The 24,834-nt window shown below is 39.5% G+C and carries 21 protein-coding genes; 17 read left to right on the plus strand and 4 right to left on the minus strand.

Features of this window, described 5'->3' with window-relative positions:
- Positions 1–2: 2 nt before the first annotated feature.
- On the minus strand, positions 3–1,559 hold the full coding sequence (locus tag RZO55_RS07165) for a PucR family transcriptional regulator (protein WP_318063596.1): 1,557 nt from the start codon (positions 1,557–1,559) through the stop codon (positions 3–5).
- Positions 1,560–1,795: 236 nt separating this feature from the next.
- Here RZO55_RS07165 and RZO55_RS07170 point away from each other — a divergent pair, with 236 nt between their 5' ends.
- From RZO55_RS07170 to RZO55_RS07185, 4 genes are all read left to right on the plus strand, one after another.
- Positions 1,796–3,790, plus strand: coding sequence for an oxidoreductase (locus tag RZO55_RS07170; protein ID WP_318063597.1), 1,995 nt, complete (start codon positions 1,796–1,798; stop codon positions 3,788–3,790).
- A gap of 131 nt (positions 3,791–3,921) precedes the next feature.
- Positions 3,922–4,401: a MarR family transcriptional regulator gene (locus RZO55_RS07175; protein ID WP_318063598.1), complete on the plus strand. Its 480-nt coding sequence runs from the start codon at positions 3,922–3,924 to the stop codon at positions 4,399–4,401.
- A gap of 227 nt (positions 4,402–4,628) precedes the next feature.
- Positions 4,629–5,198: a flavodoxin family protein gene (locus RZO55_RS07180; protein ID WP_318063599.1), complete on the plus strand. Its 570-nt coding sequence runs from the start codon at positions 4,629–4,631 to the stop codon at positions 5,196–5,198.
- A 28-nt stretch (positions 5,199–5,226) separates the two neighbouring features.
- Positions 5,227–5,700, plus strand: a complete 474-nt coding sequence (locus RZO55_RS07185; protein WP_318063600.1) for an MFS transporter — start codon at positions 5,227–5,229, stop codon at positions 5,698–5,700.
- Between the two features lie 59 nt (positions 5,701–5,759).
- On the opposite strand, the gene RZO55_RS07190 is transcribed toward RZO55_RS07185, so the two are convergent.
- Positions 5,760–6,593 (minus strand): MurR/RpiR family transcriptional regulator, encoded by an 834-nt coding sequence (locus RZO55_RS07190; RefSeq protein WP_318063601.1) that lies wholly within the window; start codon positions 6,591–6,593, stop codon positions 5,760–5,762.
- A gap of 210 nt (positions 6,594–6,803) precedes the next feature.
- Here RZO55_RS07190 and RZO55_RS07195 point away from each other — a divergent pair, with 210 nt between their 5' ends.
- The 3 genes from RZO55_RS07195 (at position 6,804) to RZO55_RS07205 (ending at position 11,250) form a co-directional block, all read left to right on the plus strand.
- On the plus strand, positions 6,804–8,201 hold the full coding sequence (locus RZO55_RS07195) for a PTS transporter subunit EIIC (protein ID WP_318063602.1): 1,398 nt from the start codon (positions 6,804–6,806) through the stop codon (positions 8,199–8,201).
- A 27-nt stretch (positions 8,202–8,228) separates the two neighbouring features.
- A complete protein-coding gene (locus tag RZO55_RS07200) occupies positions 8,229–9,698 on the plus strand; it encodes a glycoside hydrolase family 1 protein (protein WP_318063603.1) in 1,470 nt (489 codons plus the stop codon).
- 208 nt (positions 9,699–9,906) lie between these two features.
- Positions 9,907–11,250 (plus strand): MATE family efflux transporter, encoded by a 1,344-nt coding sequence (locus tag RZO55_RS07205; RefSeq protein ID WP_318063604.1) that lies wholly within the window; start codon positions 9,907–9,909, stop codon positions 11,248–11,250.
- A gap of 88 nt (positions 11,251–11,338) precedes the next feature.
- Here the strand turns inward: RZO55_RS07205 and RZO55_RS07210 are convergent, their stop codons facing one another.
- Complete coding sequence (locus tag RZO55_RS07210) at positions 11,339–11,908, minus strand: GNAT family N-acetyltransferase (RefSeq protein ID WP_318063605.1); 570 nt, start codon at positions 11,906–11,908, stop codon at positions 11,339–11,341.
- 267 nt (positions 11,909–12,175) lie between these two features.
- Here RZO55_RS07210 and RZO55_RS07215 point away from each other — a divergent pair, with 267 nt between their 5' ends.
- From RZO55_RS07215 to RZO55_RS07250, 8 genes are all read left to right on the plus strand, one after another.
- Positions 12,176–13,288, plus strand: a complete 1,113-nt coding sequence (locus RZO55_RS07215) for an ArsR/SmtB family transcription factor (protein ID WP_318063606.1) — start codon at positions 12,176–12,178, stop codon at positions 13,286–13,288.
- Position 13,289: 1 nt separating this feature from the next.
- Entirely contained in the window at positions 13,290–14,972 is a 1,683-nt protein-coding gene (locus RZO55_RS07220) for a M3 family oligoendopeptidase (protein WP_318063607.1), read from the plus strand.
- Positions 14,973–15,041: 69 nt separating this feature from the next.
- Entirely contained in the window at positions 15,042–16,784 is a 1,743-nt protein-coding gene (locus RZO55_RS07225; RefSeq protein WP_318063608.1) for a peptide ABC transporter substrate-binding protein, read from the plus strand.
- An 80-nt stretch (positions 16,785–16,864) separates the two neighbouring features.
- Positions 16,865–17,824, plus strand: coding sequence for an ABC transporter permease (locus tag RZO55_RS07230; protein ID WP_318063609.1), 960 nt, complete (start codon positions 16,865–16,867; stop codon positions 17,822–17,824).
- A 17-nt stretch (positions 17,825–17,841) separates the two neighbouring features.
- Positions 17,842–18,759 carry an ABC transporter permease gene (locus tag RZO55_RS07235; RefSeq protein WP_318063610.1) on the plus strand — a complete coding sequence of 306 codons (918 nt, stop codon included), beginning with the start codon at positions 17,842–17,844 and terminating at the stop codon, positions 18,757–18,759.
- A 12-nt stretch (positions 18,760–18,771) separates the two neighbouring features.
- Positions 18,772–19,815, plus strand: a complete 1,044-nt coding sequence (locus RZO55_RS07240; protein ID WP_318063611.1) for an ABC transporter ATP-binding protein — start codon at positions 18,772–18,774, stop codon at positions 19,813–19,815.
- A gap of 1 nt (position 19,816) precedes the next feature.
- The gene (locus RZO55_RS07245; protein WP_318063612.1) at positions 19,817–20,782 is read left to right on the plus strand and encodes an ABC transporter ATP-binding protein; all 966 of its coding nucleotides are present in this window, start codon (positions 19,817–19,819) and stop codon (positions 20,780–20,782) included.
- Between the two features lie 7 nt (positions 20,783–20,789).
- Positions 20,790–21,146, plus strand: a complete 357-nt coding sequence (locus RZO55_RS07250) for a hypothetical protein (RefSeq protein WP_318063613.1) — start codon at positions 20,790–20,792, stop codon at positions 21,144–21,146.
- A gap of 67 nt (positions 21,147–21,213) precedes the next feature.
- Here the strand turns inward: RZO55_RS07250 and RZO55_RS07255 are convergent, their stop codons facing one another.
- Positions 21,214–22,575: an MATE family efflux transporter gene (locus RZO55_RS07255; RefSeq protein WP_318063614.1), complete on the minus strand. Its 1,362-nt coding sequence runs from the start codon at positions 22,573–22,575 to the stop codon at positions 21,214–21,216.
- 253 nt (positions 22,576–22,828) lie between these two features.
- Between RZO55_RS07255 and RZO55_RS07260 the strand changes: the two genes are divergently transcribed.
- Both RZO55_RS07260 and RZO55_RS07265 read left to right on the plus strand, forming a co-directional pair.
- A complete protein-coding gene (locus RZO55_RS07260; protein WP_318063615.1) occupies positions 22,829–24,085 on the plus strand; it encodes an acyl-CoA thioesterase/bile acid-CoA:amino acid N-acyltransferase family protein in 1,257 nt (418 codons plus the stop codon).
- Between the two features lie 15 nt (positions 24,086–24,100).
- Positions 24,101–24,412 carry a DUF3784 domain-containing protein gene (locus RZO55_RS07265; protein WP_318063616.1) on the plus strand — a complete coding sequence of 104 codons (312 nt, stop codon included), beginning with the start codon at positions 24,101–24,103 and terminating at the stop codon, positions 24,410–24,412.
- Positions 24,413–24,834: the final 422 nt, after the last annotated feature.

Consider the following 24,834-nt stretch of genomic DNA (forward strand, 5'->3'; position numbering starts at 1 on the left):
CACTATTCTGTGACTTTGAGAACAATCAGGGAGAGCCTGACTCTAATTATAATATCAATTTTACTTAAATCAAGACCTGTGATATCTTTCATCTTTTGTATGCGGTATTTCAGTGTGTTAAAATGGATATGCAGACGATCCGAAGCAGTTTGCAGATCCAGCTGATTGTCCAGGTAACAGGTGAGTGATTCCATTAAAGCAGTACCATGTATCCGGTCATATTCCATCAGCAGGTTAAGACCTGGTTCCACCATATGTACCTGTGGGTTATGAAGCAGATAGGTTTCTGCAAGATCTTCCAGAATATAATCTTCATAAAAAAACAAGTGTCCTTGACAATCCTTTTGCCTTGATAAGTCCAGTGCCTTTTTTGCCTGTTCGAAAGCATGGCACGCATGCGTAAGGTCCAAAAAGGCGCGGCTTACTCCGGCAAACATATGATTTGCATTTAGAATCTGAAGAAAGTTCTGCAGCCGGTCATCTTCAAGGGGAGACTTTAAACACTGATCAGAATCCAGAAGGATCACTATTTTGCCTTCAATTATCTGCGTCAGACCACCTGTAAAGAACTTATCCAGCAATGTGCAGATATAAACCATTTTCTCCCTGGAATCAGGAAGTTCATTGTCTGTAATGTAAATGAAATATAAGTATTTCTTAAAATGAAGTCCGGATTTTTTTATGAGCAGTCTGATTTTTTCCGGATTAGGCTGCTGGGTTTTTAATACATAAAGCAGTACTTCCGATACAGGTGAATCGTAAGAACAATAAAAATGTGTATCATTGCAGAGCCTGATTCCGGCGAAATGGGCGAATACCTGTAATAGTTCACTGTTAAATTCCGTAAAGGGACGGTTGTATTCCAGTTCGCTGACAAAAGCAATATTCATATGGCTCTGTCTGATCCGCAGGATCCGCAGGCGGTGTTTATAGATTTCAGGGTAATTCATGATATACGGCGTTGAGGAGTTGAGCATATGGCGCTGAAATGCGTAATCAGTGCTGCATATATCGTTATATTTTTGGGAAAAAATCTGATTCTTCTTGTAATCCATCCATTGCGGCTCATCTAACTGGTCCTCATCCCAGCAGGAAACTACCGGGTTATGGGCAGAATCTATGACTCTCAGCGGGTTTCCTATATATCGGTAGGTTATTTCCAGCATCTTCTTTATTGCATCCTGATCGCCTAATACGCTTATCATTTCTTCCTTATATTGATACAGAGTCAGCTCTTCATGAAAGAATTCTTCTGTCAGATTAATTAACCCCGGCAATGTTACCAGACTGGAGTCACAGAGAATCCAGTTAAATTTGTTTTCTTTCATAAAGGGTAGGGGCATCTCCTTATCCCCTATGACTAAAAGATTAATAACTTCTGAAAGCGGGAGAGTATCAGGCAGTTCTGAGATATATGCGATGTAAATGATATCTGGGCAGAAAACCTTAAGTCCGCCTTCCAGACAACGGCACGACTTGATCATGGAATCGTTGCTGATATGAGAATTACAGGTGTATTTTTTTAAAAAGTCAGCCAGATTTTTTATGTGTTTTGCCATATAAGCGTCCTCTTTTCTTTCACCAACATTTAAAAAGATTATACCACTGTTCTTATACTGCTTCTATACTGGATTGTTAAAATAAACAAAATTGTAACTTGAAATTGTTATATAGAACAAAAATAATTTTATTAAACTGGACAAGAAACTGGCAAAAGTTTATAGATGCAGACATACCCATTTCCTTTTGTATTTGATACTATTTTTTATAGTATCAATAAAAGGAGAAGACAAATATGCAGAACAAATATGAAAAGCTTTTTGAACCGGTTAAAATCGGCAGTGTCACATTGAAAAACCGCTTTGTGATGGCACCTATGGGTCCCCAGGGGCTGGGAGACAGCGTGGGAGGCTTTAACCAGAGAGGAGTTGATTATTATGTGGAGCGGGCAAAGGGCGGAACCGGGCTTATTATTACAGGAGTATGTTTTGTTGATAACGAAGCAGAGCATCACTCCATGCCAAGTACTCCCTGTCCAACGATCAATCCGGTGCATTTTACCAGGACTGCAAGAGAGATGACAGAACGGATTCATGCTTATGATGCCAAAGTATTTCTCCAGTTAAGTGCCGGTTTTGGACGTGTTGCACCTCCCGTTGATCCTGATTTAAAACCGGTATCTGCCTCGGAAATCATGAACCGCTGGGTTGACATACCCTGCCGGGCTTTGACGAAAGAAGAGATCCACAGGATTGTAAAACGGTTCGGGGAAGGAGCAGCAATAGCTAAAAATGCCGGATTTGACGGAATCCAGATTCATGCAGTTCATGAAGGCTATCTCCTGGATCAGTTTGCTATCTCATTTTTCAACAACAGGACAGATGAATACGGGGGAAGTCTGGAGAACCGCCTTCGTTTTGCCAGGGAAATCGTGGAGGAAATAAAGAAAACCTGCGGAAACGATTTTACAGTAACGCTCCGTTACAGCCCTAAATCCTTTATTAAGGACTGGCGTGTCGGCGGTCTTCCGGGAGAAGAGTTTGAAGAAAAGGGACGCGATCTGCCGGAAGGGATCGAAGCGGCGCAGCTGCTGGAGCAGTATGGTTATGATTCCCTGGATGTGGACGTAGGCTGTTATGATGCGTGGTTTTGGAATCATCCACCGATGTACCAGAAGAAAGGACTATACATTCCGTATGCAAAAGCAATCAAAGAAGCAGTTAACGGTCCTGTTATCTGCGCAGGCCGCATGGATAATCCGGATCTGGCTCTTTCAGCCATTGAAGACGGAAGCTGCGATTTAATTGGGCTTGGCCGTCCGCTTCTTGCAGATCCTGATTATGTAAACAAACTGCGTTTTGGACAGACAGAGCTGATCCGCCCATGCCTTTCCTGCCATGAGGGGTGCCTTGGCCGCATGGTTCATTATGGCTGGCTCAACTGTGCAGTCAACCCGGCATGTGCAAGAGAACGGATTACAGAGCTGAAACCTGTCCTGAAAAAGAAAAAGGTAATGATTATCGGCGGAGGAGTGGCAGGATGTGAAGCTGCCAGAGTGCTTAGCCTGAGAGGTCATCAGCCGGAGGTATATGAAAAGACCGGCCGCCTTGGCGGAAATTTAATTCCAGGAGGAACACCGGATTTCAAAGAAGATGATCATGCTCTGGCAAATTGGTATAAAAATACGCTGAAAGATCTGGCAGTGCCGGTTTATTACAATACAGAGGTAACTCCTGATATGATCCGTGCAGAAAATCCCGATACTGTAATTATAGCAACTGGCTCCAGACCGAAGGTATTTGCTCTCGGTGACGACAGCAAGGTATTTACAGCGGAAGAGGTGCTTCTTGGAAATAAGAATCCGGGCAGCCGCGTAGTAGTTTTAGGCGGAGGGCTGGTTGGATGTGAGCTTGCCTTGTGGATGAAGAACAACGGAAAAGAAGTTACTATTGTAGAAGCCCAGGATGGTCTGTTAACCTTAAATGGCCCGCTGTGTTTTGCCAATACCAGCATGCTTTTAGCTCTGATTGAGGAAAAGAAAATTTCCGTTTATACAGATTCCAAAGCAATCCGTACCACAGAGCACGGGGTTATGATTAAGACTTTAGAAGGGGAAAAAGAGTTAATCGCGGATTCGGTTGTACTTGCTGTGGGGTATGATTCAGAAAACAGGATTTATAATGAGTTAAAGCATGAAGTCAGAGATCTTTACTTACTTGGAGATGCAAGAAAAGTCTCCAATATTATGTATGCAATATGGGATGCATTTGAGGTAGCATCAAATATTTGATTTTGAATTAAATGTGTTTCCGCCACATAGGCTGCACAGGAAATAACACCAATCAATGCCAAAGATATATTGACCAGGTAACTTCGCGGCTATATAATACACATAAGCACAAACAGATTGGAGTACAGGTTATGAGCAAAGAAGAACAGGCTATGAAAGGTCTATGGGACATGTTTAAAAAAAGAATGTGGCTTGATAGCTTTAGGATGAAAGAAAGCCTTATGGCATATAATCCGTCTGAAATACATTGTATCGCTTATATCGGAGAAGATATGGATTCCAACGTGACAAAGCTGGCGGAATCTTTTGATATGACAAGAGGTGCAATAAGCAAGCTGACAAAGAAGCTGATAAATAAGGGGCTCATTGAAAGTTATCAGAGAGCCGATAATAAGAAAGAAGTGTATTTTAAGCTTACCAGCCAGGGGAAAAAGATTTATAATATACATGAGGATATACACAGGGAGTTTAAGGATAGAGATCAACCCTTTTTCAATCAGGTAACTGAGGAACAGCTTGATGTTATCCTCGACTTTGCGAATAAATATAATACGCATTTAGACGCTGAAATTATGAAACTGGGTATAAAAATGAGATCTGATAACCTCTGATTATACCGATTTATTTTCTGGCAGCCCGCCTCGATCGAGGATGGGCTGTTTTTTTGTGGATGAAGGCAGAATAATAATTTTATTATAACTTTATTGACAAGGAAACAATATGGTGTTAGGATAAATGTGTGACAAGGAAACAATAATCCTGCCGCAAGAGGTTATACTAATGATCAAATATGCTTGGGATCAAAATTAACAGACACAACACACAAGGAGGATTAAACATGAATATCATCGGAATAATCGCAAGTCAGCGTAAAGAAGGCAATACAGCTTTTATTGTAAACGAGATACTGGAAGGTGCGAAGGAACAGGGCGCAGAGGTCAAAGCTTTCAGCTTCAACGACCTTGATATTAAACCATGCAGGGGCTGTTGGGCCTGCCATAAAAGTGATAAGGGTTGTGTAATCAAGGACGACATGCAACAAATTTATGACGCGCTTGAGCATGCCGATGCCATAGTTTTGGGATTACCGATTTATATGGGACAAATGAGCGCTCAGGGGAAAATAATCACTGACAGGTTATTTGCTCGTTTTTCTCCGCGCTTTTCCCCATTTTTTAAAGAAAACGCAGTGAAACAAAAGCTGATCCTCTCGTTCAATCAGGGTAATCCAGATGCTGATTTGTTCAAGGTCTACACCGATTATACAAAAAATATGTTTGAGGTATTGGAGTTCGATGTTACAGAGGTACCGATTGTTACCGATTTGCGGAGCGAACCGGCGTGTGAAAGAGAGGACCTGCGAACAAGCCTTATGGATTTCGGTTCAGCGTTGGTTTCGGTAAAATGACAATAATAGTACGTAGGAGAATACAATCATGCAGGAAGAAAACAATAACAGCAAACGCCGTACGTTTGCCTTAGTCATACTTCTGATCGGGGCTTTTATGGACATCTTGGATACCATGGTTATCAACATTGCCGTAGTATTAGGGGTGATCTTATGTGCAATTGGGATTGCAGGCGTAGAGTTAGTACTGCACGGGGCTGGATCTTCTCTTACTAATTGGCAGCTGCTTCCTGTACTTCTAATTGCTGGTGCGGGCATGGGTATGTTAGTATCGTCACTGACTGATTTTAGTCTTTCACAAATTCCTGGACAGGATGCAGGCTCAGCTTCCGGTATTTTGAGCATGATGCAGCAGTTGGGCAGCAGTATTGGTATTGCAATCCTGGGTACAATTAATCTTAACAATACCATTTGTTTTTTTACTTCCCCCAAAAGCACACCTGTCTTAAATCAGAAACATAGCCCCCGTGGTATTAACAATATGAAAAGGAGCATTCGCTGAATGATTTTGTTCAGTAAATGCTCCTTTTTTTATGATAGTATCTATAAAGGCTTTAGGTATTACATCAGATATTTCTGCACATATTTGTTGAATAACAAATCAAAAAAATAGTTGATGCCATACCTGGTATAAACATTCTGCATTCCATTGGATATGTGTTCAGATGACTGGAATTTATCACTTAAGAAAATTATCGTGTCATAGTATTCCTCAAACTGCTTTGCGTGGTTTAGGGTAATGAGAAACTTTCTGGCCCTGACACCCTGAACATTATCCTTAGTCGTGATCGCATAGTTCCCAGACGCAGAGCAGGTGATAAGCAGGTCCTCTTCTGTTAGTGCTGGGAGTATTCCAGCATTACCGGATATATTGGTAACAAGTTTAATCAATCTGCCGAGAGAAGTCATCTCCAGCTGAAATTCCTTGGCAGAGGAACTTGATGTGTCTGCGTTCAGAATGACTACGTTATGGCTTTTCTTGATCAGATCAACAAGCAGTCCAATATTTTGCTGGTCCAGCGTATCATTAATATCCTGAAGCATGTCAACCATGGAATTCATAATGTAATCAGTAAATGATGATTGGTTTACGAAATCAATAAATGCCCTGGAATGAATCCGCATATATCTGATGTTATCCTTCATGTGAGTAAAACTTTCAAACCCAATGCTTTTCACAAATCTGTGAATTGTACTCCTCGATACATAACAGTAATCAATAACATCATAAATGCTTATTTTATCCATAACATTAATGCGCTCCAAAAGGTAATTTGCTAAAACATAGTTGATATCATCTTCGCTGTAATAGTTTATGATAGCAAGCAAAGAAGAAGTGATATTAAATCCCTTCAGGCTAAATGTATTTTGTTGTTTTTTATTATTTTCATTCATGTCAAAATTATATATCAAAAAACATAGCAGTACAATATGAAATAGCAGCAAAATTATATAATTATCCTGGTTTCATATTCTGAAACACGGATTTTGCCGAAATTTGATATAATTAAGTCATGGAATTGCATGAGGCGCGCAGATGTAATTCTAATTGATCAATGAGGGTATGGTAAGATTAAAAGCAGACTATAAGAAGAGGGGTAAATTATGGCAAATAAAGATTATGCACAAATATGTAAAGATATAGTCCGTGTTTGCGGAGGCGAATCAAACATTGCAAATGTCACGCATTGTATGACACGCCTACGAATACAGCTGCATGATGAAACAAAGCTGAACAAAGATGAGGCAAAGAAAATTTCTGGCGTGATCAATATGATTGTTCAAAGCGGAGAGTATCAATTTGTTATCGGACAGGACGTCCCCGCTCTTTATGAGGAATTTAAGAAACTGGAAGGTATCAAAACTGGTGGAGAGGTCCCGGATTCAGATACCGCTAAACAGGATATAAAAGCAGGGAAGAGTAATATTTTTTCAAGCATTATGGCATTTATCGGTGGAACTTTTTCTCCGGTTATTCCCGTACTGATCGCAGGAGGTCTTACCGGAGCAGTTTTAACGCTTCTCACAACACTCTTTGGAGTTTCTGCCGAAGATGGGGCATATAAGATTTTTTATGCGATTAATCAGGCTGCTTTCTATTCATTACCTGTTTTTATCGGTTATTCAGCAGCAAATAAGCTAAAATCCAACGGGTATCTCGGGGCGTTTCTTGGCGCAATCCTGTTATATTCCACGATAAATAATGCGGAAGCTCTTGATTTCTTTGGCATTAAGGTTGCTCAGATTGCCTACAACTCAACAGTATTTCCTGTAATTCTGGGCGTACTATTTATGTCTGTGATTTATAAAATTTTACAGAAGATAATCCCTGTTTATTTACGGACAATTTTCGTACCGCTTATTACAATGCTGATCACAGTTCCTGTAACACTTATTGTACTGGGACCTATCGGTAACCTTGCAGGTACATGGCTGGCGGATGGTGTACTGGCTATTTACAGAATAGCTCCGGCAATTGCAGTTATGATCATTGGTATTACGACACCTTTGATGGTATTCTTTGGAATGAATAATGCAGCATATCCCGTAGTATTTTTATTAATTGCTGAAATTGGCTCAGATCCGCTTATTTGTACCGGTATGACTCCGGCAAATGTAGCAGTAGGCGGCGCATGTCTGGCTGCTGCAATGATTGCAAAGAATGCGGAATCACGCAGTATCGCAACTGGTGCCGGTATTACTGCCCTTTGCGGAATTACAGAGCCTGGCGTATACGGTGTGTTATTTGTAAAAAAATACCCGCTTTTAGGCGCAATGATCGGAGGCGGTATCGGTGGTCTCCTGGCAGGCTTATTTGGTATGACCCAGTATGTTGTATCAACACCCGGATTTATTTCCATTCCTGCTTATATTAATCCGGACGGGACAGGAAAAAACCTGATTGTATCAATTTTTGTAATGATAACTGCTGTTACAGTTTCATTTTTAATTACTTTAATATTAGGTAAAAGAGCTGAAAAGAAGACGGCAGAGAAACAATAAAATGTATTAAAAAACTGGAGGTATAAAATGTATTATAAAGAAGACCCTAAATTTCCCGAAAACTTCATGTGGGGCGCATCAAGCGCTGCATGGCAGGTAGAAGGCGGAGTTGCTGAGGGCGGAAGAACTCCGGCCATGATAGATTTAAACAGCAGGAAGAAACAGCCTTATGCTGATAATTCAATCGCAGCTGACCATTACCACAGATATAAAGAGGACGTGGCACTTATGGCGGAATGCGGATTCAGTTCATACCGCTTTTCTCTTTCCTGGTCAAGAATTATCCCTCATTCTGACGGAAAAGTTAATTCGGAAGGAATTAAATTTTATAATGACCTGATTGACGAGCTGATTAAAAACAATATCACTCCTATTGTGACCATTTACCATTATGATTTACCTGTCTGGGTATATGAGGAATTAGGCGGCTGGAGAAGCAGAAAGACAATTGATGCATTTGAACACCTCTGTAAGGTCTGTTTTGAAAATTTTGGAGACAGAGTAAAGTACTGGTTATCACTTAATGAGCAGAATATGCAGATCTGCTATGGCCATTGGCTTGGGACCAGTGCTGGCTGTACGGACTGGGAAAAAGAAAAATGGGATATCAATCATATCATGAATCTCTGCCATGCAAAGGCAGTCGTTCACTGTCATGAAATGGTTGAGGGCGGGAAAATCGGACCTGTCCCAGGTTATGTCCCGATCTACCCAAAGACCTGCAATCCTGGTGACCAGATAGCGGCTATGAATGCAGAGGAACTGACTCAGAAGATCTGGAATGATACTTACGTATACGGTGAGTACAGTGGTTTTATAAAAAAATACTGGGAAACACACGACGTTCATCCAGATATCCGTCCTGAAGATCTCGAGCTTATGAAAAAGGCGAAAATTGATTTCATAGCTGTTAACTGTTATAGAAGCAACACCGCATATGAATCTAAGATTGACAGTGAAAGACAGGAATATGGTCTGAATAAATTTGGTATTAAAGGTCAGATGCAATGGCCCAACGTTCCGGGCGAATATGCATTTTGTTCCAATCCGTATGTGGAATACACAGACTGGGATTGGGAAATTGATCCCCAGGCGATGAGATATTCCCTTCGTTATCTCTGGAACCATTACAGACTGCCCATGATGATTACTGAAAATGGATTAGGAGCAAATGAGACTAAAGATGCAGACGGACAGGTACACGATACAGCCAGAATTGATTTCCTCAGAGACCAGATATACAATGTGGGTCTTGCCATCGAGGATGGATGTGAAGTGATTGCTTACAATCCATGGTCATTTACGGACTTATTATCAACCGGGAATGGAATTAAGAAGCGTTACGGCCTGGTTTACATTGATACAACGGATGACGAACTTGTCAACTGTAAGGATGTATCAGAACTCAGCATGAAACGCATTAAAAAAGATTCCTTCTATTGGTACTCAAAGCTCATTAAGTCCAATGGTAAAGATTGGGGCAAGGAAATGAAATAAGAAGTCTGGATACAGTAATTTAGAGTATGCACAGGAAGGCAGAGTAAGCTTAGAAAGCGAAGCATTTTCCTATAAATGTCATTAAATAATTTTCATGCAATAACGCCGTAGCCGGAAACAGCTATGGCGTTATTTTTTTGTATATTGACTCTACAACCATTGTAGACATTATGATATACTTAATTAAGAAAAGGATGTAATTATATTTATGGAAAAGAATTTAACCACAGGCAGTATATTTAAGACAGTTGCATATTTCTCATTACCGTATTTATTATCTTATTTTCTTCAAACGCTGTACGGTATGGCTGATCTGTTTATTATAGGACAGTTTAATGGGGTGGATAGTATTACAGCAGTTTCCATAGCAAGTCAGGTTATGCATATGGTGACAGTTATGATTGTTGGCCTGGCAATGGGAGCAACAGTGATGATCGGGCGTTTTGTAGGTGCAGGAAATAATGAACAGACATCTGCTGCCATCGGGAACACGATTACTCTGTTTATGGCTTTATCAATCATAATCATGATAGTACTGCTTATGGCAGTAAATCCAATCGCCGCCATTATGTTAACACCTGACGAAGCTTATTCAGAGACGGTTACATATCTTACAATCTGCATAATCGGTATACCATTTATAACCGGATATAACATCATCAGTTCTATATTTCGGGGAATGGGTGACTCCAAAAGTCCTATGTGTTTTATTGCGGTAGCCTGTGTGGCTAACATTGCACTGGATTATCTTTTTATCGGTATATTAAAACTTGGAGCAGCCGGTGCAGCGCTGGGTACAACATTATCACAGACCATCAGTGTTATTGTCTCCCTGGTCATTATCAGAAAACGTAAATTGGTAAGCCTTTCATGGAAGAATTTGAGACCGCAAATAATAATAATGCGCAATTTACTTAAAGTTGGTATCCCGGTTGCATTACAGGACGGGTTTATCCAGGTCGCATTTATTGTAATTACAGTAATTGCAAATAACAGGGGATTAAATGATGCGGCGGCAGTGGGTATTGTGGAAAAAATAATCGGTATTTTATTTCTGGTTCCATCCTCTATGCTGTCCACCGTTTCTGTACTTTCTGCACAAAATGCAGGCGCAGGGAAACATGAACGTGCCCGCCAGACGCTTTGGGTCGGAATATTGACAACGGTTATGTTCGGCATAATATCGGCAGTTTCCATGCAATTATTGGCTGAACCGGTAATCGGGCTGTTTACACATGATGCTAAAGTGATTCTTCTGGGCGGTCAGTATATGAGCGGTTATGTCTGGGATTGTATTTTTGCAGGGATACATTTCTGTTTCAGCGGGTATTTTTGTGCATATGGTTTATCCGGTATATCGTTTATTCACAATTTGATTTCAATCATTTGTGCACGTATACCGCTTGCATATCTGGCATCCGTATATTTTGCAGACACTCTGTATCCCATGGGAATTGCAGCTCCCGCAGGATCAGTTCTGTCAGTTATTATCTGTGTCATTGCTTTTATTTGGTTGAGCAAACAGCCGGGCAAATTAAACGGCTGCATATGAATGTTGGAGGGAGATGCAGATGGATATTAATAAACAAAAAGAATTGAAAATAATTGACTGATGATACAAAAAAATTTGTGACAGAGATTCAAATACCAGTAGCTGACTTAAAACACTGCCACTCATTACTAAGCATAGAAAAAATATAATCATCATAGAATTTTCCCTCCAATTCATGATGATTCCGTAAAGCACCATCTTTGCTGAAATTCATATTTTCCAATAGTCTAATGGATTCTTCATTAAAGCTTGCAGTTTGTGCATATATTTTGTTTATTTTGATTTTTTCGAAAAATATATCCAGAAGATTGGTCAGAGCTTCATCCATATATCCATTTTTCCTAAATCGAGGAATTTCATAATATCCTAATTCCAGACTTCTGTTTCTTGGATTATAATCATTGAAAGATATCTTACCAACTAATCCCCCTTCCTTTTTGTTGATGGAAAAAATAAATCCATTCTCTTTTTTAATAATATTCTTATAAAATTCAACCAACTCAGGTCCTTCTCTATTCATGATTGGCCTGCATGTCATTTTATACATATCTTCATATTTTGTTTCTGTTCTAATTTGTATTAAATCATCTACTGTAATTTCATTGATATATAATCGTTTAGTAATAATTGGGACCACATTGTATATAATATCCTTCATATTTCACATCCTCTCGCTGTTTAATCTGCTGTTATCTTTTATTTTATACCACAAAATAACAGGTATTTCCAGATCACCTTCACTTTTTAATCGGATTATAGGATAAATAAGCGTAACACATTAACATTATAAGTTCATTGTTTCATATTTGATGTTTATCTAACATATTCATTGACAAGCTTCTAATTGATGATATAATAAAAAAAATTAGACTTTATAAATGCATCGTGTTGACATATTATTCATTTAAAGTGATGGGGTTATAAAATGAGCATAGAATGTACAGTAATAAAAGAGATTGATTATTATATAGAAAGCATAGAATTACTTTTTCGTATTATCAATAAAAATTCGTATCAAAATTTAAAAATGGATATTCTCAAACGAACTGATGAGTCGAAGCATAAAAAAATTTGTTATCAACTGGATAAATTATCCATTATACAGGATGATATTGAAAAACATACCGATTTAAACGATCCTCAAATCATGTATTATTTTTCCCCATTCTTATCAGATAACCTGTGCATTGCAAAGATATTATATCAGTGGAAGCGGCATTCCACATTTTCCGGCAGTAAAGATGAAATAAAAAGCTATATTGTAGAATCGATGGATTCTATTAAAAATGATGATACCCTGGAACTATCCTTTGATGATTTAGATTTAAAGACCTCCGTCTTTGAAAATAATCAGAAGGCTTGTTTTACGGACCGGATTAATAACCTGGAGTGTGATCCTGGACAAAAGTGGAAATTGTTGGAATTAATAGAACATTCCGGAAAGCATCTTGATAATCTGTATAAGATCCTGGACCAGACGGTTGCAGCATTAGAAAAACATGAAGAGACATTAGTGGAATTAAAGGGAGAAGCGACTGCGTACTGGGTAGATTATTTTGAACAGCATAACTTTCATAAGTTAATGAATAGTTTTTATAACATCAAAGAGGATAGTTATCCAAGCAGACCGACTTTTATACGGACACGGATTATGGCCTGTAACCGGGTTATCTTTTACGGAAATGATGAAAATGCGGGAGATTATCATCTGTTGGATGTTGGAATCTTGTTTGACTGTAATTTTAAAGTTTCAAAACGGCGATTGTCAAATCAGGAATTGAGCAATGGACTCAAGCTTTTATCAGATCCCAGTAAATTTGAAATTTTGCGTTTTATCCGCAACAACAAAGCGTATGGACAGGAAATTGCTGCAGAACTGAAGCTTACGACTGCCACGATATCCCATCATATGAATACACTTATGAAGCTGGGTCTTATTAATATAGAAAAATCAGACAATAAGGTTTATTACCAAATGAACAAAGAGGCCGTCAATTATTTATTAGAAGTGACGAAAAGAAAATTATTGGAGGATTAAAATGAAGTTTAAAGAGATGCCATATCAAAGAGTGGATCTGGAAGAAAAAAGGGTCCGTTTCCAGGAGATTATGAATGAATTTGCCAATGCTGAAAGTGGAGAAGCCCAGTTTCAGGTTCATAAAAAATACTATAAATTCAAGGATGAAATTGAAACCATGGTTACCATGGCAAAAATCAGACATGATATTGATACGACAGACCCATTTTATGAAAAAGAACAGAGTTATTATGATGAAATAGAGCCTGAGCTGATTGATATGAATGTAATATATGCACGGCAGATGTATGATTCTCCCTATAGAGCCTATTTAGAGGAGAAGATCGGTACTGTTGCATTTAAGAACATTCAGCTTAATATCAGATCATTTGATAAAAAGCTGATACCGCTGAAACAGGAAGAGAATACACTGACTACGGCATACGATAAGCTGATCGCCAGTGCAGAAATTGAGTGGGAGGGGGAGACGCTGAACCTCTCATTATTAAGAAAATATCTGACCCATAAGGACAGGGAAGTACGGCAGAAAGCATATACAAAATACTGCGCCTTTTTTGAAGCCAACGGAGAAAAACTGGATTCCATCTACGATGAATTAGTGAAAAACCGAACAAAACAGGCCAATGAATTAGGTTATGATACTTTTGTGGAAATAGGTTATGACCGTGTAAAGAGAAATTGTTATGGCAAGGATATGGTGGAAAATTTCAGAAAACAGGTAAAGGAGTATTTTGTACCATTCGCCGGGAGGCTTCATGAGAGAAGAAAAAACCGGTTAGGTCTGGAGAAATTATCCTGTATCGATGAAGGTGTTTACTTTGCAAATGGAAATCCGGAGCCAATTGGAACTCCACAAGAAATCATGGTCAGTGCTCAGAAGATGTATGGGGAACTATCCAAAGAAACCAAAGAATTCTTTGATTTTATGACCGAAAATGAATTGTTTGATGTATTGGGCAGAAAGAGAAAACGAGCCGGCGGGTACATGACATATCTGCCAGATTACAACGCTCCTTTTATTTTTGCAAACTTTAACGGAACCAGTGGAGATATTAATGTAATTACCCATGAATGCGGTCATGCGTTCCAGGGTTATCTTTCAGGAAAGGATCCGATTAAAGAACATGCGGATATCACCATGGAAACAGCAGAAATTCATTCCATGTCAATGGAATTTTTCACAGAACCCTGGATGAATCAGTTTTTTGGAAAAAGAACCGATGACTACGGTTTTATGCATCTGGAGGATTGTGCTATCTTTATTCCCTATGGCTGTATGGTAGATGAATTCCAGCACATTGTTTATGAAAATCCTCAGATGACTCCTGCCCAGAGGCATGAGGCATGGAAGCAGTTAGAATCCCAATACCGGCCCCATATGGATTATGAGGGATTTCCATACTTTGAAAAAGGGGGATTCTGGCAAAAACAGCCTCACATTTTTGATGATCCCTTCTATTATATAGATTACTGTATTGCACAGATCTGCGCATTCCAGTTTAAAATCAGAATGGATGAAAACTACCAGGAGGCCTGGGACAGTTATTTAAAGCTTTGTAATTTATCAGCCAGTGATTTCTTTACAAATATGCTGAAAGAAGTTGGGTTAGACAGCCCGTTTGAAGATGGTTGTGTGAAGAAAATTGTTGAGAAACTGGAATCACTGTATATGACAAAAGCTTAGCCGTATAGTACGCGGCTCGTGAAGCGGGTCGCTGAAACTATAAAAATGAAGTGAAAGGGATGGATAAAGATGAAATTAAGAAGATTTTTTAGTGTGTTAATGGCAGCAGGACTGGTCGCCTCCAGTTTAGCCGGTTGCGGCGGTTCTGCTGGAACGTCTGCAGGCGGGGATAATGCAGATACGCAGAAAACAGCAGAAAATGGAAAAAAAGGACCAAACGGAGAGACACTTGCAGCAGAACAGGTTGCACATGGCATGCAATTTCATGTTGTTACGTTTGACACCGCGCAGGCTGGAGATTCTGAGTCAGGTTCGTTCTTCTTAGCAACCTGCGAAGGCTTATTCAGAGAAAATAAAGGTGTTCTGGAGAATACAGGATGCGAAAAATATGAAATTTCCGATGACGGTCTGACCTATACGTTTCATTTAAGAAAGAATAAATGGTCGGATGGGGTAGAAGTAGTTGCCAGCCAGTATAAAGACGCAGTAGAAAGAGTGCTGAATGTTGATTTAGCATGTCCTTATGCATTTTTTGCATTCCCGATTAAGAATGCAGAGAACTATTACAATGGGAAATGCGGCTTTGATGAAGTAGGCGTAGAAGCGGTTGATGATTATACCCTGAAATTTACCCTTGAAGCACCAGAACCTTATTTTATTGATAAATTAGCCTATACAATGTTTGATCCGATCCGTGTGGATAACATTGAAAAATACGGCGATACATATGGCACGGATGCAATGCAGGTTTTATCCTGCGGACCTTATATGGTACAGGAATATACAGCAAGCCAGAGTACTGTTTTAGTAAAAAATCCGGAGTATTGGGATGCAGAACATGTTTACCTGGATGAAATCGATTTACAGCAGATCGATGAAACCGCTACCCAGTTCCAGTTGTTTGAAGCTGGTCAGTTAGATTTTGTACCAGCTTCCGGCGATTATTTAAAAAAATGGGATGAGGCAGCAAGTGAAGGTAAATGCCAGCTTTATATAGATAAAGATGTCTCTACTCAGTATTTTGCATTTAACACACAGGAATCATGTCCCAGTGGTTTAATGCAGAATGCAAAGATAAGAAAAGCAGTTGCTTACACCTTTGACAGCCAGACATTTATTGATTCTGTCTACAATAGCAGATATACGGCAGCTTACGGACTTGTCACACCTAATATAAAAGTAGGGGACAAAGAATATCGTTCGGAAGTAGCAGAACCGATTAAAGAGGAATATAGCGAGTATGCGAATAATCCTGAGAAATTAAAGGCGTTATTCCATGAAGGATTAAAGGAACTGGGAAAAGATACCGATGATTTAAGCACCATCACGCTTCAATTCTTAGGCTATGGTGAGACAACAATTGAAAAAGACATTGAACAATATGTAGTACAGCGGATACAGGATAATTTAGGGGTTAAAGTAAAACTCAATATCGTCGGAGATTTTGGGCTTGCAAATGCAGCTCAGCTTGCAGGTGAATTCGACCTTTGTATGCTGGGTTGGGGAGCAGATTATAATGATCCAATGACATTTATTGATATCTTTAGAACCGGCGGTGGAAGTAACTACGGTAAGTATTCCAGTGAAAAATATGATCAGATCCTGGATCAGCTGGCAACAGAACAGGACAATGACAAACGTATGAAACTGTATGGAGAAGCAGAGAGTATCTTAATCAGGGACGATGCTGCAATCAAACCTCTGCTTTACCGGGATAAACATAGTTATATTAATAACCGCTTTCATAATTTCCAATATCCTGTTTTTGGCGGAAAATATGAATTCAAATATGCTTATATTGTGGAAGAATAAACAGACTTAAGGTGATACCCATAGCGCATCGGCAAAAGTCGGTGTGCTTTTGGTATCCTTTATAGATTAGGAGAATGAAAATGGCAAGATACATCGTCCGGAGAGTATTGGAAATGCTGATTACCTTGTTTTTGATTGTGACAGCTACCTTCTTTTTGCTGGCAGCAATCCCTGGAAATGCACTGACCTCAAAAATTGCCAAATTACCAAAAACGGTGCAGACAAAGATTATTGAAAAATACGGATATGATAAACCGGTCGTCCAGCGTTATGTGATTACCATGAAGGGGCTGATCGTAAAGGGTGACTTTGGAGAATCGATCATCAGACCAGGCGAAACATTTACCAAAAATCTAAAGGCGAAGCTTCCGGTGACGGTCAGGCTTAGTATTCAGCAGATTTTGTTAGGTGTGACTGCCGGTATTTTATTGGGTATTATAGCAGCAATGAAACGTGGAAGTTTCTCAGATAAGCTGATATTAGTGGGGGCCATGATTTTAGTATCCATGCCCTCGCTGGTAATATCACTTCTGCTTCAGAAATATTGTGCAAATGGAGATCTGTTTAAACTGCCCATCATTGGCTGGCCGAAAGGAAAGGAGTTGTGGTTTGGGGGCTGGAAGTATACAATCCTTCCAACCATTGCTGGTTCATGCAGCTTTATTGCCTATTATTCCAGACTGACCAAAACCAGTATGCTGGAAAGTATTAACCAGGAATATACTCTTACAGCAAGAGCAAAAGGGCTTTCTGAGATGCAGATTGTGAAAAACCATGTAGTGCGTAATTCATTTATTCCTATTATTACGGTACTGCCTACAACTGTGGCAAGTATTCTGACGGGTTCTCTGTTCATAGAACGTGTATTCTCCATTCCCGGAATGGGACGGTATTATATAGAAGCAGTTCAGACAAGAGATATTCCGATTGTTCTGGCAGGAACAACATTTTATGCCATAATTACGGTTATAACGATGTTGATCACCGATATTTTATACGGGATCGTTGATCCGCGTATCAAAATCGGTGCCAGGAAATAACGGAAAGGAGAAATAGGATGAATTCATTGGAAGACAAACGGTTTGAACTTGCTGACCAGTCTAAATTTAATGCTGATGAGGTTGTCAGACCCAATATCAGTTACTGGCAGGATGCATGGAGAAGATTAAAGAAAAATAAATTAGCCCTGTTATCAATGGCTGTACTTATCATTCTTTTTATTATGTCCATCATTGGTCCTGCAATAAGCGGACAGAATTATACAACCTTAACCCCGGAAATTAAAAACTTACCTCCAGGCAGGACTTACTGGCTGGGAACTGATTATTTAGGAAGAGACCTTTTCTCCCGTTTGTGGAAAGGCTTAAGATTTTCCATTCTCGTTGCTGTTGTGGCAGCAAGCTTAAAAGTGCTGATCGGTTGTATTTACGGTGCGGTTATGGCATATCTGGGCGGATTGGTAGATGATGTCATGATGCGGATTGTAGAGGTATTAAACAGTATCCCGTATCTGATCGTTACTTTAATTATTTTAGTGGTATTAGGTAATGGTTATCTCCCCTTATTATTTGCATTATGTATCACGAACTGGACGAGTACAGCCCGTATGGTCAGAGGCCAGATTTTAAAACTCAGGGAAAGCGAGTATATTATGGCTTCTGCTGCGTTAGGAGCCTCATCGGGAAGAGTCATTGTGAGACATTTAATTCCCAATACGTTAAGCTTATTGATTCTGGATCTTGCTACATCCATTCCGTATATTATTTTTGACGAAACCGTACTTTCTTTTTTAGGAATCGGTCTCCAGCCCCCTGCGTTTAGTTTGGGAACACTGCTGTCAGCAGGTCAGGAGGCTATGGCATTTTATCCGTCTCATTTATTATATCCTAGCTTACTTTTATGTTTACTCGTATTGTCGTTTAATATTTTAGGTGATGGTTTAAGGGATGCCCTTGATCCACAGCTTAGAGACTAGGAGGAGATTGTGATGAGTCAGGAACCTTTGTTAAAAGTTCAAAATTTAAAAGTTTCTTTTCATACATATGCAGGAGAAGTGCAGGCGGTAAGAGGCGTTTCTTTTGACGTAAAAGCAGGAGAAGTATTGGCGATTATCGGTGAATCAGGCTGCGGTAAAAGTGTCACCTCCAGAGCAATCATGTCTCTTGTGAAAGCACCCCAGGGTGAAATCAAGAAGGAAAGTAAGATTCTCTATGAAGGAAAGAACGTTTTGGAAATGAGTAAAAAAGAGCAGAGAGCCTTTCGCGGCGGGGAATGCTCTATGATCTTCCAGGATGCTATGGTTTCCTTAAATCCCACCATGAAAATCGGGAAACAGATTATTGAAAATATCGTTCAGCACAGGCAGATCAGCAAAAAAGAGGCCAGACAGGAAGCCATTCAGTTATTAGAGGCAGTGGGGATTCCTAACCCGGAAAAGAGGATTGATCAATACCCGTTTGAATTTTCAGGCGGTATGAGACAAAGGGCAATGATTGCCATCGCCATTGCCTGCAATCCGAAGATTCTGATTGCAGATGAGCCGACGACAGCTCTTGATGTAACGATTCAGGCACAGATTATGGAGCTGATTAAAAGTCTGAAAGAGAAACTGAACACGGCTGTTATCTTAATTACTCATGATTTTGGTGTTGTAGCAGGTTCCGCAAATAAAGTTGCAGTAATGTATGCAGGCCAGGTGGTAGAAAGCGGAACGAGAGAAGAAATTTTCTATCATCCACAGCACCCCTATACGTTAGCGCTTTTAGGAAGCGTGCCCAAATTAGAATGGAAAAACAAGCAGCTTCTGCAAACCATCAAAGGGACGCCGCCAGATCTTATTTCCCCACCGAAAGGCTGTCCATTTGCCAAACGCTGCAATTACTGCATGAATGTCTGCCTGGAAGAGATGCCTGATACAACTGATTTTGAAGCCGGTCATTATACAAGCTGCTGGCTGCATCATGAGGAAGTACCGGCAGCCATTAAAAAAATGTTCCATGATGACAGAGCGATAATAACTGAGGGTGAATAAAATGAGTAGTCAGGATATTTTAGAGGTAAAGCACTTAAAGAAATACTTTAATGTCGGGAAACATGACGTTTTAAAAGCGGTAGACGACGTTTCTTTTTCCATAAAGGAAGGGGAAACATTAGGTCTTGTGGGGGAATCCGGCTGTGGAAAAACAACCTGCGGACGTACGGTCGTGGGTATGTATCGTGCATCGGAAGGGGAAGTATACTACAAAGGACAGAATGTCCATAAACTGAAAGGAAAAGAAAAAAAGGCTTTTAATAAAGAAGTCCAGGTTATTTTCCAGGATCCATATGCTTCTCTGGACCCCCGAATGACCGTTGCAGAGATTATCGGTGAGGGGATAGAAATTCATGGTCTGGCGAAAACAAAGCAGGAAAAAGATGAAAAGATTTCTCATCTTTTGGAACTGGTGGGTTTAAATAAAGAGCATGCGAACCGTTTTATCCATGAATTTTCGGGCGGACAGAGGCAGAGAATCGGAATTGCAAGAGCTCTGGCTGTGGAACCGAAATTTATTATGTGCGATGAGCCGATATCCGCATTGGATGTATCCATTCAGGCCCAGATTGCCAATATGCTGATTCAATTTCAAAAGGAAATGAAGCTGACGTATTTATTTATTGCCCATGATCTGGCAATGGTGAAACATATATCTGACCGGATTGCAGTTATGTATTTAGGGTCCGTCGTTGAACTTGCGGAGTCAGAAGTCCTTTATCATAATCCACTCCATCCTTATACGGAAGCATTAATGTCAGCCATTCCCATTGCTGATCCAAAAATAGAAGATACCAGGCAGAGAATCATGCTGGAAGGGGATGTTCCCAGTCCCATTAATACGCCGCCAGGCTGTAAATTCCAGGGCAGATGCCGGAAAGTAACCGATCGGTGCAGATGCGAAGAACCAGAATTAATAGAAGTGGAACAGGGACATTTCGTGGCCTGCCACTTGTATACGAAATAGGTTCCTTATGATGAAACGGTTAAAGAGGATTGGAGAGGATTTTTGGAAATGCTTGAAGTACAGCAGCCTGGCAAGCATGGTCTTAGTAGTTATCAGCGGTATTTTTGGCCTTATTTTATCAGGCGGAAATTTGTTAAACGCTCTGGAATGCATAAAAGCAGTTTTGTTTGCTGTGGGAAGTATAGGACTTATAATTGGTGCGGTCTCTATCTTAAGAAAAGACAGGGAGAAAGATAAAGACTGGTCTGAGTGGAAAAAAAGGTTTGAAATTTTTACTTATCGGGTTACAGTTATTATAATGAGTATAATTGTTTTGTTATATGGTTGCATTTCAGATGAATTTTTATTTATGCTAAACCATTAGTAACGGAATAATAAAAGGAGCGCTTGCTGCATATTTCTTGTGCTGCAAACGCTCCTTTTAACAATGGTCAGTAGTTTATGTCAGAAACCCATTTCACTCTTAAAATCAGGATGGTAGTAATGAGGGCAGCCATGTAATTGGAAAACAGGTTTCCCCAGAACACGGAATAAAAGCTCAGCACATGTTCTGTCGCCAGGATAAATATGTATCGCAGAAGCCATACCCGCAGCAGGCTTATGGCGAGAGTGATCCGGGTCTTCCCCAGACCAATAAAAGCTCCCTGCTGAACCATGCAGATGCCGAAACCAATTACGGAATAGGTGTAAATGTGAAGTGCCTTGTTTGCTACAGAAAGAACAGAGGCATCCCTGGTAAACAGCACTGTAAGCTTTGATGACAGTGGCACGACCAGGGCGATTAAGAATGCTGCGGTGACAGCACTTATGACACAACCAACCAGACATGCTTTTTTAGCCTTCTCCGGCTGCTTTGCGCCTATATTCATGCTGACCATGGTGGTGACTGCGGAACCGAAAGAGGAGGGGAGTATAAAGCATATGGATGTAATGTTATTAGCAATACCCTGTCCATTTAAAATAACAGCCCCATATTTCGCCACCTCATTGTTGATCAGGAAGAAACCCAGGTTGAGCATCAGACTGGAAAGCATAGCAGGAAAGCCAATGCGCAGTAAGGTGTTAATAATAGTCCAGTCAAACCGGAAGCCGGCCAGCACAAAGCGTTCTCCTGTTTTTTTGATAAATAACTCATAATACATCCAGCCGGTAATTAAAAAGTTAGATGCCAGAGAAGCCATGACAGAGCCAACAAGACCCCAATGGAATACCGCAATAAAGAGGGCACTGAAAATAATTTTAAGAATCAGCATGATCACCATCCGGACAAAGGTATCCTCCGGCTTGCCATTGGCATTTTTAATGGAATTATAAATAGATTCCATAAATGAAAACGGTGTCACACAGGCGCTTAAGGCAAGATAAAGAAAAACATTGTGTGAAATTTCCTTATTTACATGAGCAGATATTGGAAAGGCAAGGGCAATCAGCAAAGGAGCAAGAGCAAAGCCCAGTAAAAAAGTAAAAACAATGATTTGAGTGGATATCTTTCGGCTGTTATTGAAATTCCCGTTCCCATTGGACTGACCGATAATTGCCATACCGGCAACACTTAGGCCCTGAGCCAGGGCAGATATCATGTTTACAATGGGAGTACAGTATGTAACGGCGCTGGCCGCCCTGGTTCCTACCAGGTTGTTTAAAAACAAACCATCGATAACCGGTATGGCGGATTGAATGAGTCCCATCATAAGGGTGGGTACAGATAGAAATAATATGGTCGTAAATACGGAGCCGTTTAGAATGAGATCCCGTCTCTGCTCGGCGCTTTGCTTTAAAAAGTTAGATTTCATGTTTGGTTCACCTGATTAGTAGATTTGCGGTAGAAGGTTTCGTTATTACCGTATAAAATTAAAATATACACTTGAGGTATTGGAAAGTCAAGCATTGTTGCAAGAAGCAATATATAAGATATTGTGTCGAACTTTGCGAAATAAGGTATGGTGCATTTTGTTGACTTCTTTTTCATTAAAATATAAACTGAAAATAGATTCATTCTATATAAACAGGAGGTATATCAAGTAAGTGGCTTGATAAAATATCCAGATGAATATAACTATCTTAGGAAGTACGGAATTTGTTGATGAACGACTTGATTTTATTATTTCTGACTTGGAGCCAGATACGGAATGCAACATTGAATTTGAATTACAATATTCGTGGTGTGATGCCATTTGCAAATCATATGGATTATACAAGACAGATAAAAATGGTATTGTGAATTTAGCAGAAACGGCTCCTGTTGAAGGTGATTATAAAGGAATAGACTCCATGGGGTTATTTGCATCTTGTAAAGAAATGCGACCAGTTAAAAATATTCGGTATGAGCGGGATTTTACAAGAGAATATCTAGTATGTTGTTTAACGGTAACTTGTTGTGGAGAAAAGATGGTAAAATCATTTAAACGTTATTTTACTGATAAAGAGGTTCAATGCAAACGCATTACTACGCCTATTACAGGACACTACTTTTATCATTCAGATAAAAAAACCACGCATTCAATTCTTTTGCTGGGCGGTTCAGAAGGAGTTGCAAATCCTATGCTTCCGATTGCTGCATGTCTGGCTAATAAAGGTTTTAATGTACTTAGTCTTCAGTATTTCAGTCCGGCTGGTGATCCTGATCCAAGAAAAGAACTTCCGGCTTTTTTAAGACTGATTCCAGTTGAATACATAAATGCTGGAATTGATTGGTTATGTAATATGTCAGAAACGGCTGATGTATCGATAATGGGATTTTCAAGAGGAGCTGAATTGGCGTTATTGACCTCAACTCTGAATGAAAAGGTAAAAAAAGTGATAGCTGTTTCTCCTTCAGCATATGTTTGGCAGGGAATATATACGATATCCTCAGCGTGGTCATTGGAGAAAATGCCGATACCCCGTTTAGTTGTTTTTCCCATTCTGGCGTTCATTGAATCTATTAAAAACACCATAATCCAAATTTTTAATTTACCTCAGGGTTATTATCTTTCTTATGAATTATCAAGAAATCTGATACCTGACCGATTTAAAGAAAAGGCACGTATTAAAATAGAGAAAACAGAAGCTCATATTTTATTAGTCGCAGGTAAGAAAGATTTTGTTTGGAACAGTGTGGCTTCTGTTAAGATAATAAAAGATACTATGGAAGCGCATCATAAGGGCGAAAAAATTTTCTGTGAAATATATGAGAATGCAGGACACTATTTTCGTCCCCCATTTATATTTGGAGAAGAAGTAAAAGATACAAACAATAAAACAATATTATCGAAAATTAATGAGGATTTCTGGAATTCTGTAATTGTTTTTTTGTCCAACTAACTATGGAGGGTATTTATGTTTGAATTGATATTTCTGGTACTGATAGGGTTATTTTTTAGTTTTGTGGGGTGGCGTATCTGGAAAAAAGAGCAGATAACACTAATCCATGATTATCACTATACTAAAGTGGTTGAAAAGGACAAGAAACCATACACAGAAAAAATGGGTAAAGCATGTATTATAATGGGATGCGGAATGATATTGACAGGTACAGTTGATTTTATAACAAATACGTTTTATGGATGGATATTCTTTGGAGTCTGCTTCATTAGTGGTTTGATTATTATGATTTTTACTCAATTAAAGTATAATGGTGGGCTATTCTAATAATATTATTTAAGCTCAGAAGCTGAAGCAATACAGGCTATTAGGTCAGAACTGGAAAAAGGAGTTGAAAGTATTGAAAGGGGGTTCTTGTATACAATTGAAGAAGCATGGGAGGAAATCGACGCAATTTAGGATAATTAATGGGGAATTTAATAAATCATAAAGTATGCCTGACATCAGATGCAAGAAATGATAATGTACAGATAGCTATATTGAGTTTAAGCCCTTTTTCAAAGGCCGATGCAAAAGACTGTTGATTCAAGGGCTTGAAGTGTATTATAAGCCTTACAGTACCTATATCCGTTTCCTGGATTAAAAATCTGATCAGAAAATCTTTAAAATCTTAGCGATACTCAATTATATCAATCCATAACTCCAACATAACATTAATTACATATATTCCATTTAGTCATACTGAACGC

The organism is Clostridium boliviensis (genome assembly GCF_033342255.1).
In the GTDB taxonomy this organism is placed as follows: domain Bacteria; phylum Bacillota; class Clostridia; order Lachnospirales; family Lachnospiraceae; genus Lacrimispora; species Lacrimispora boliviensis.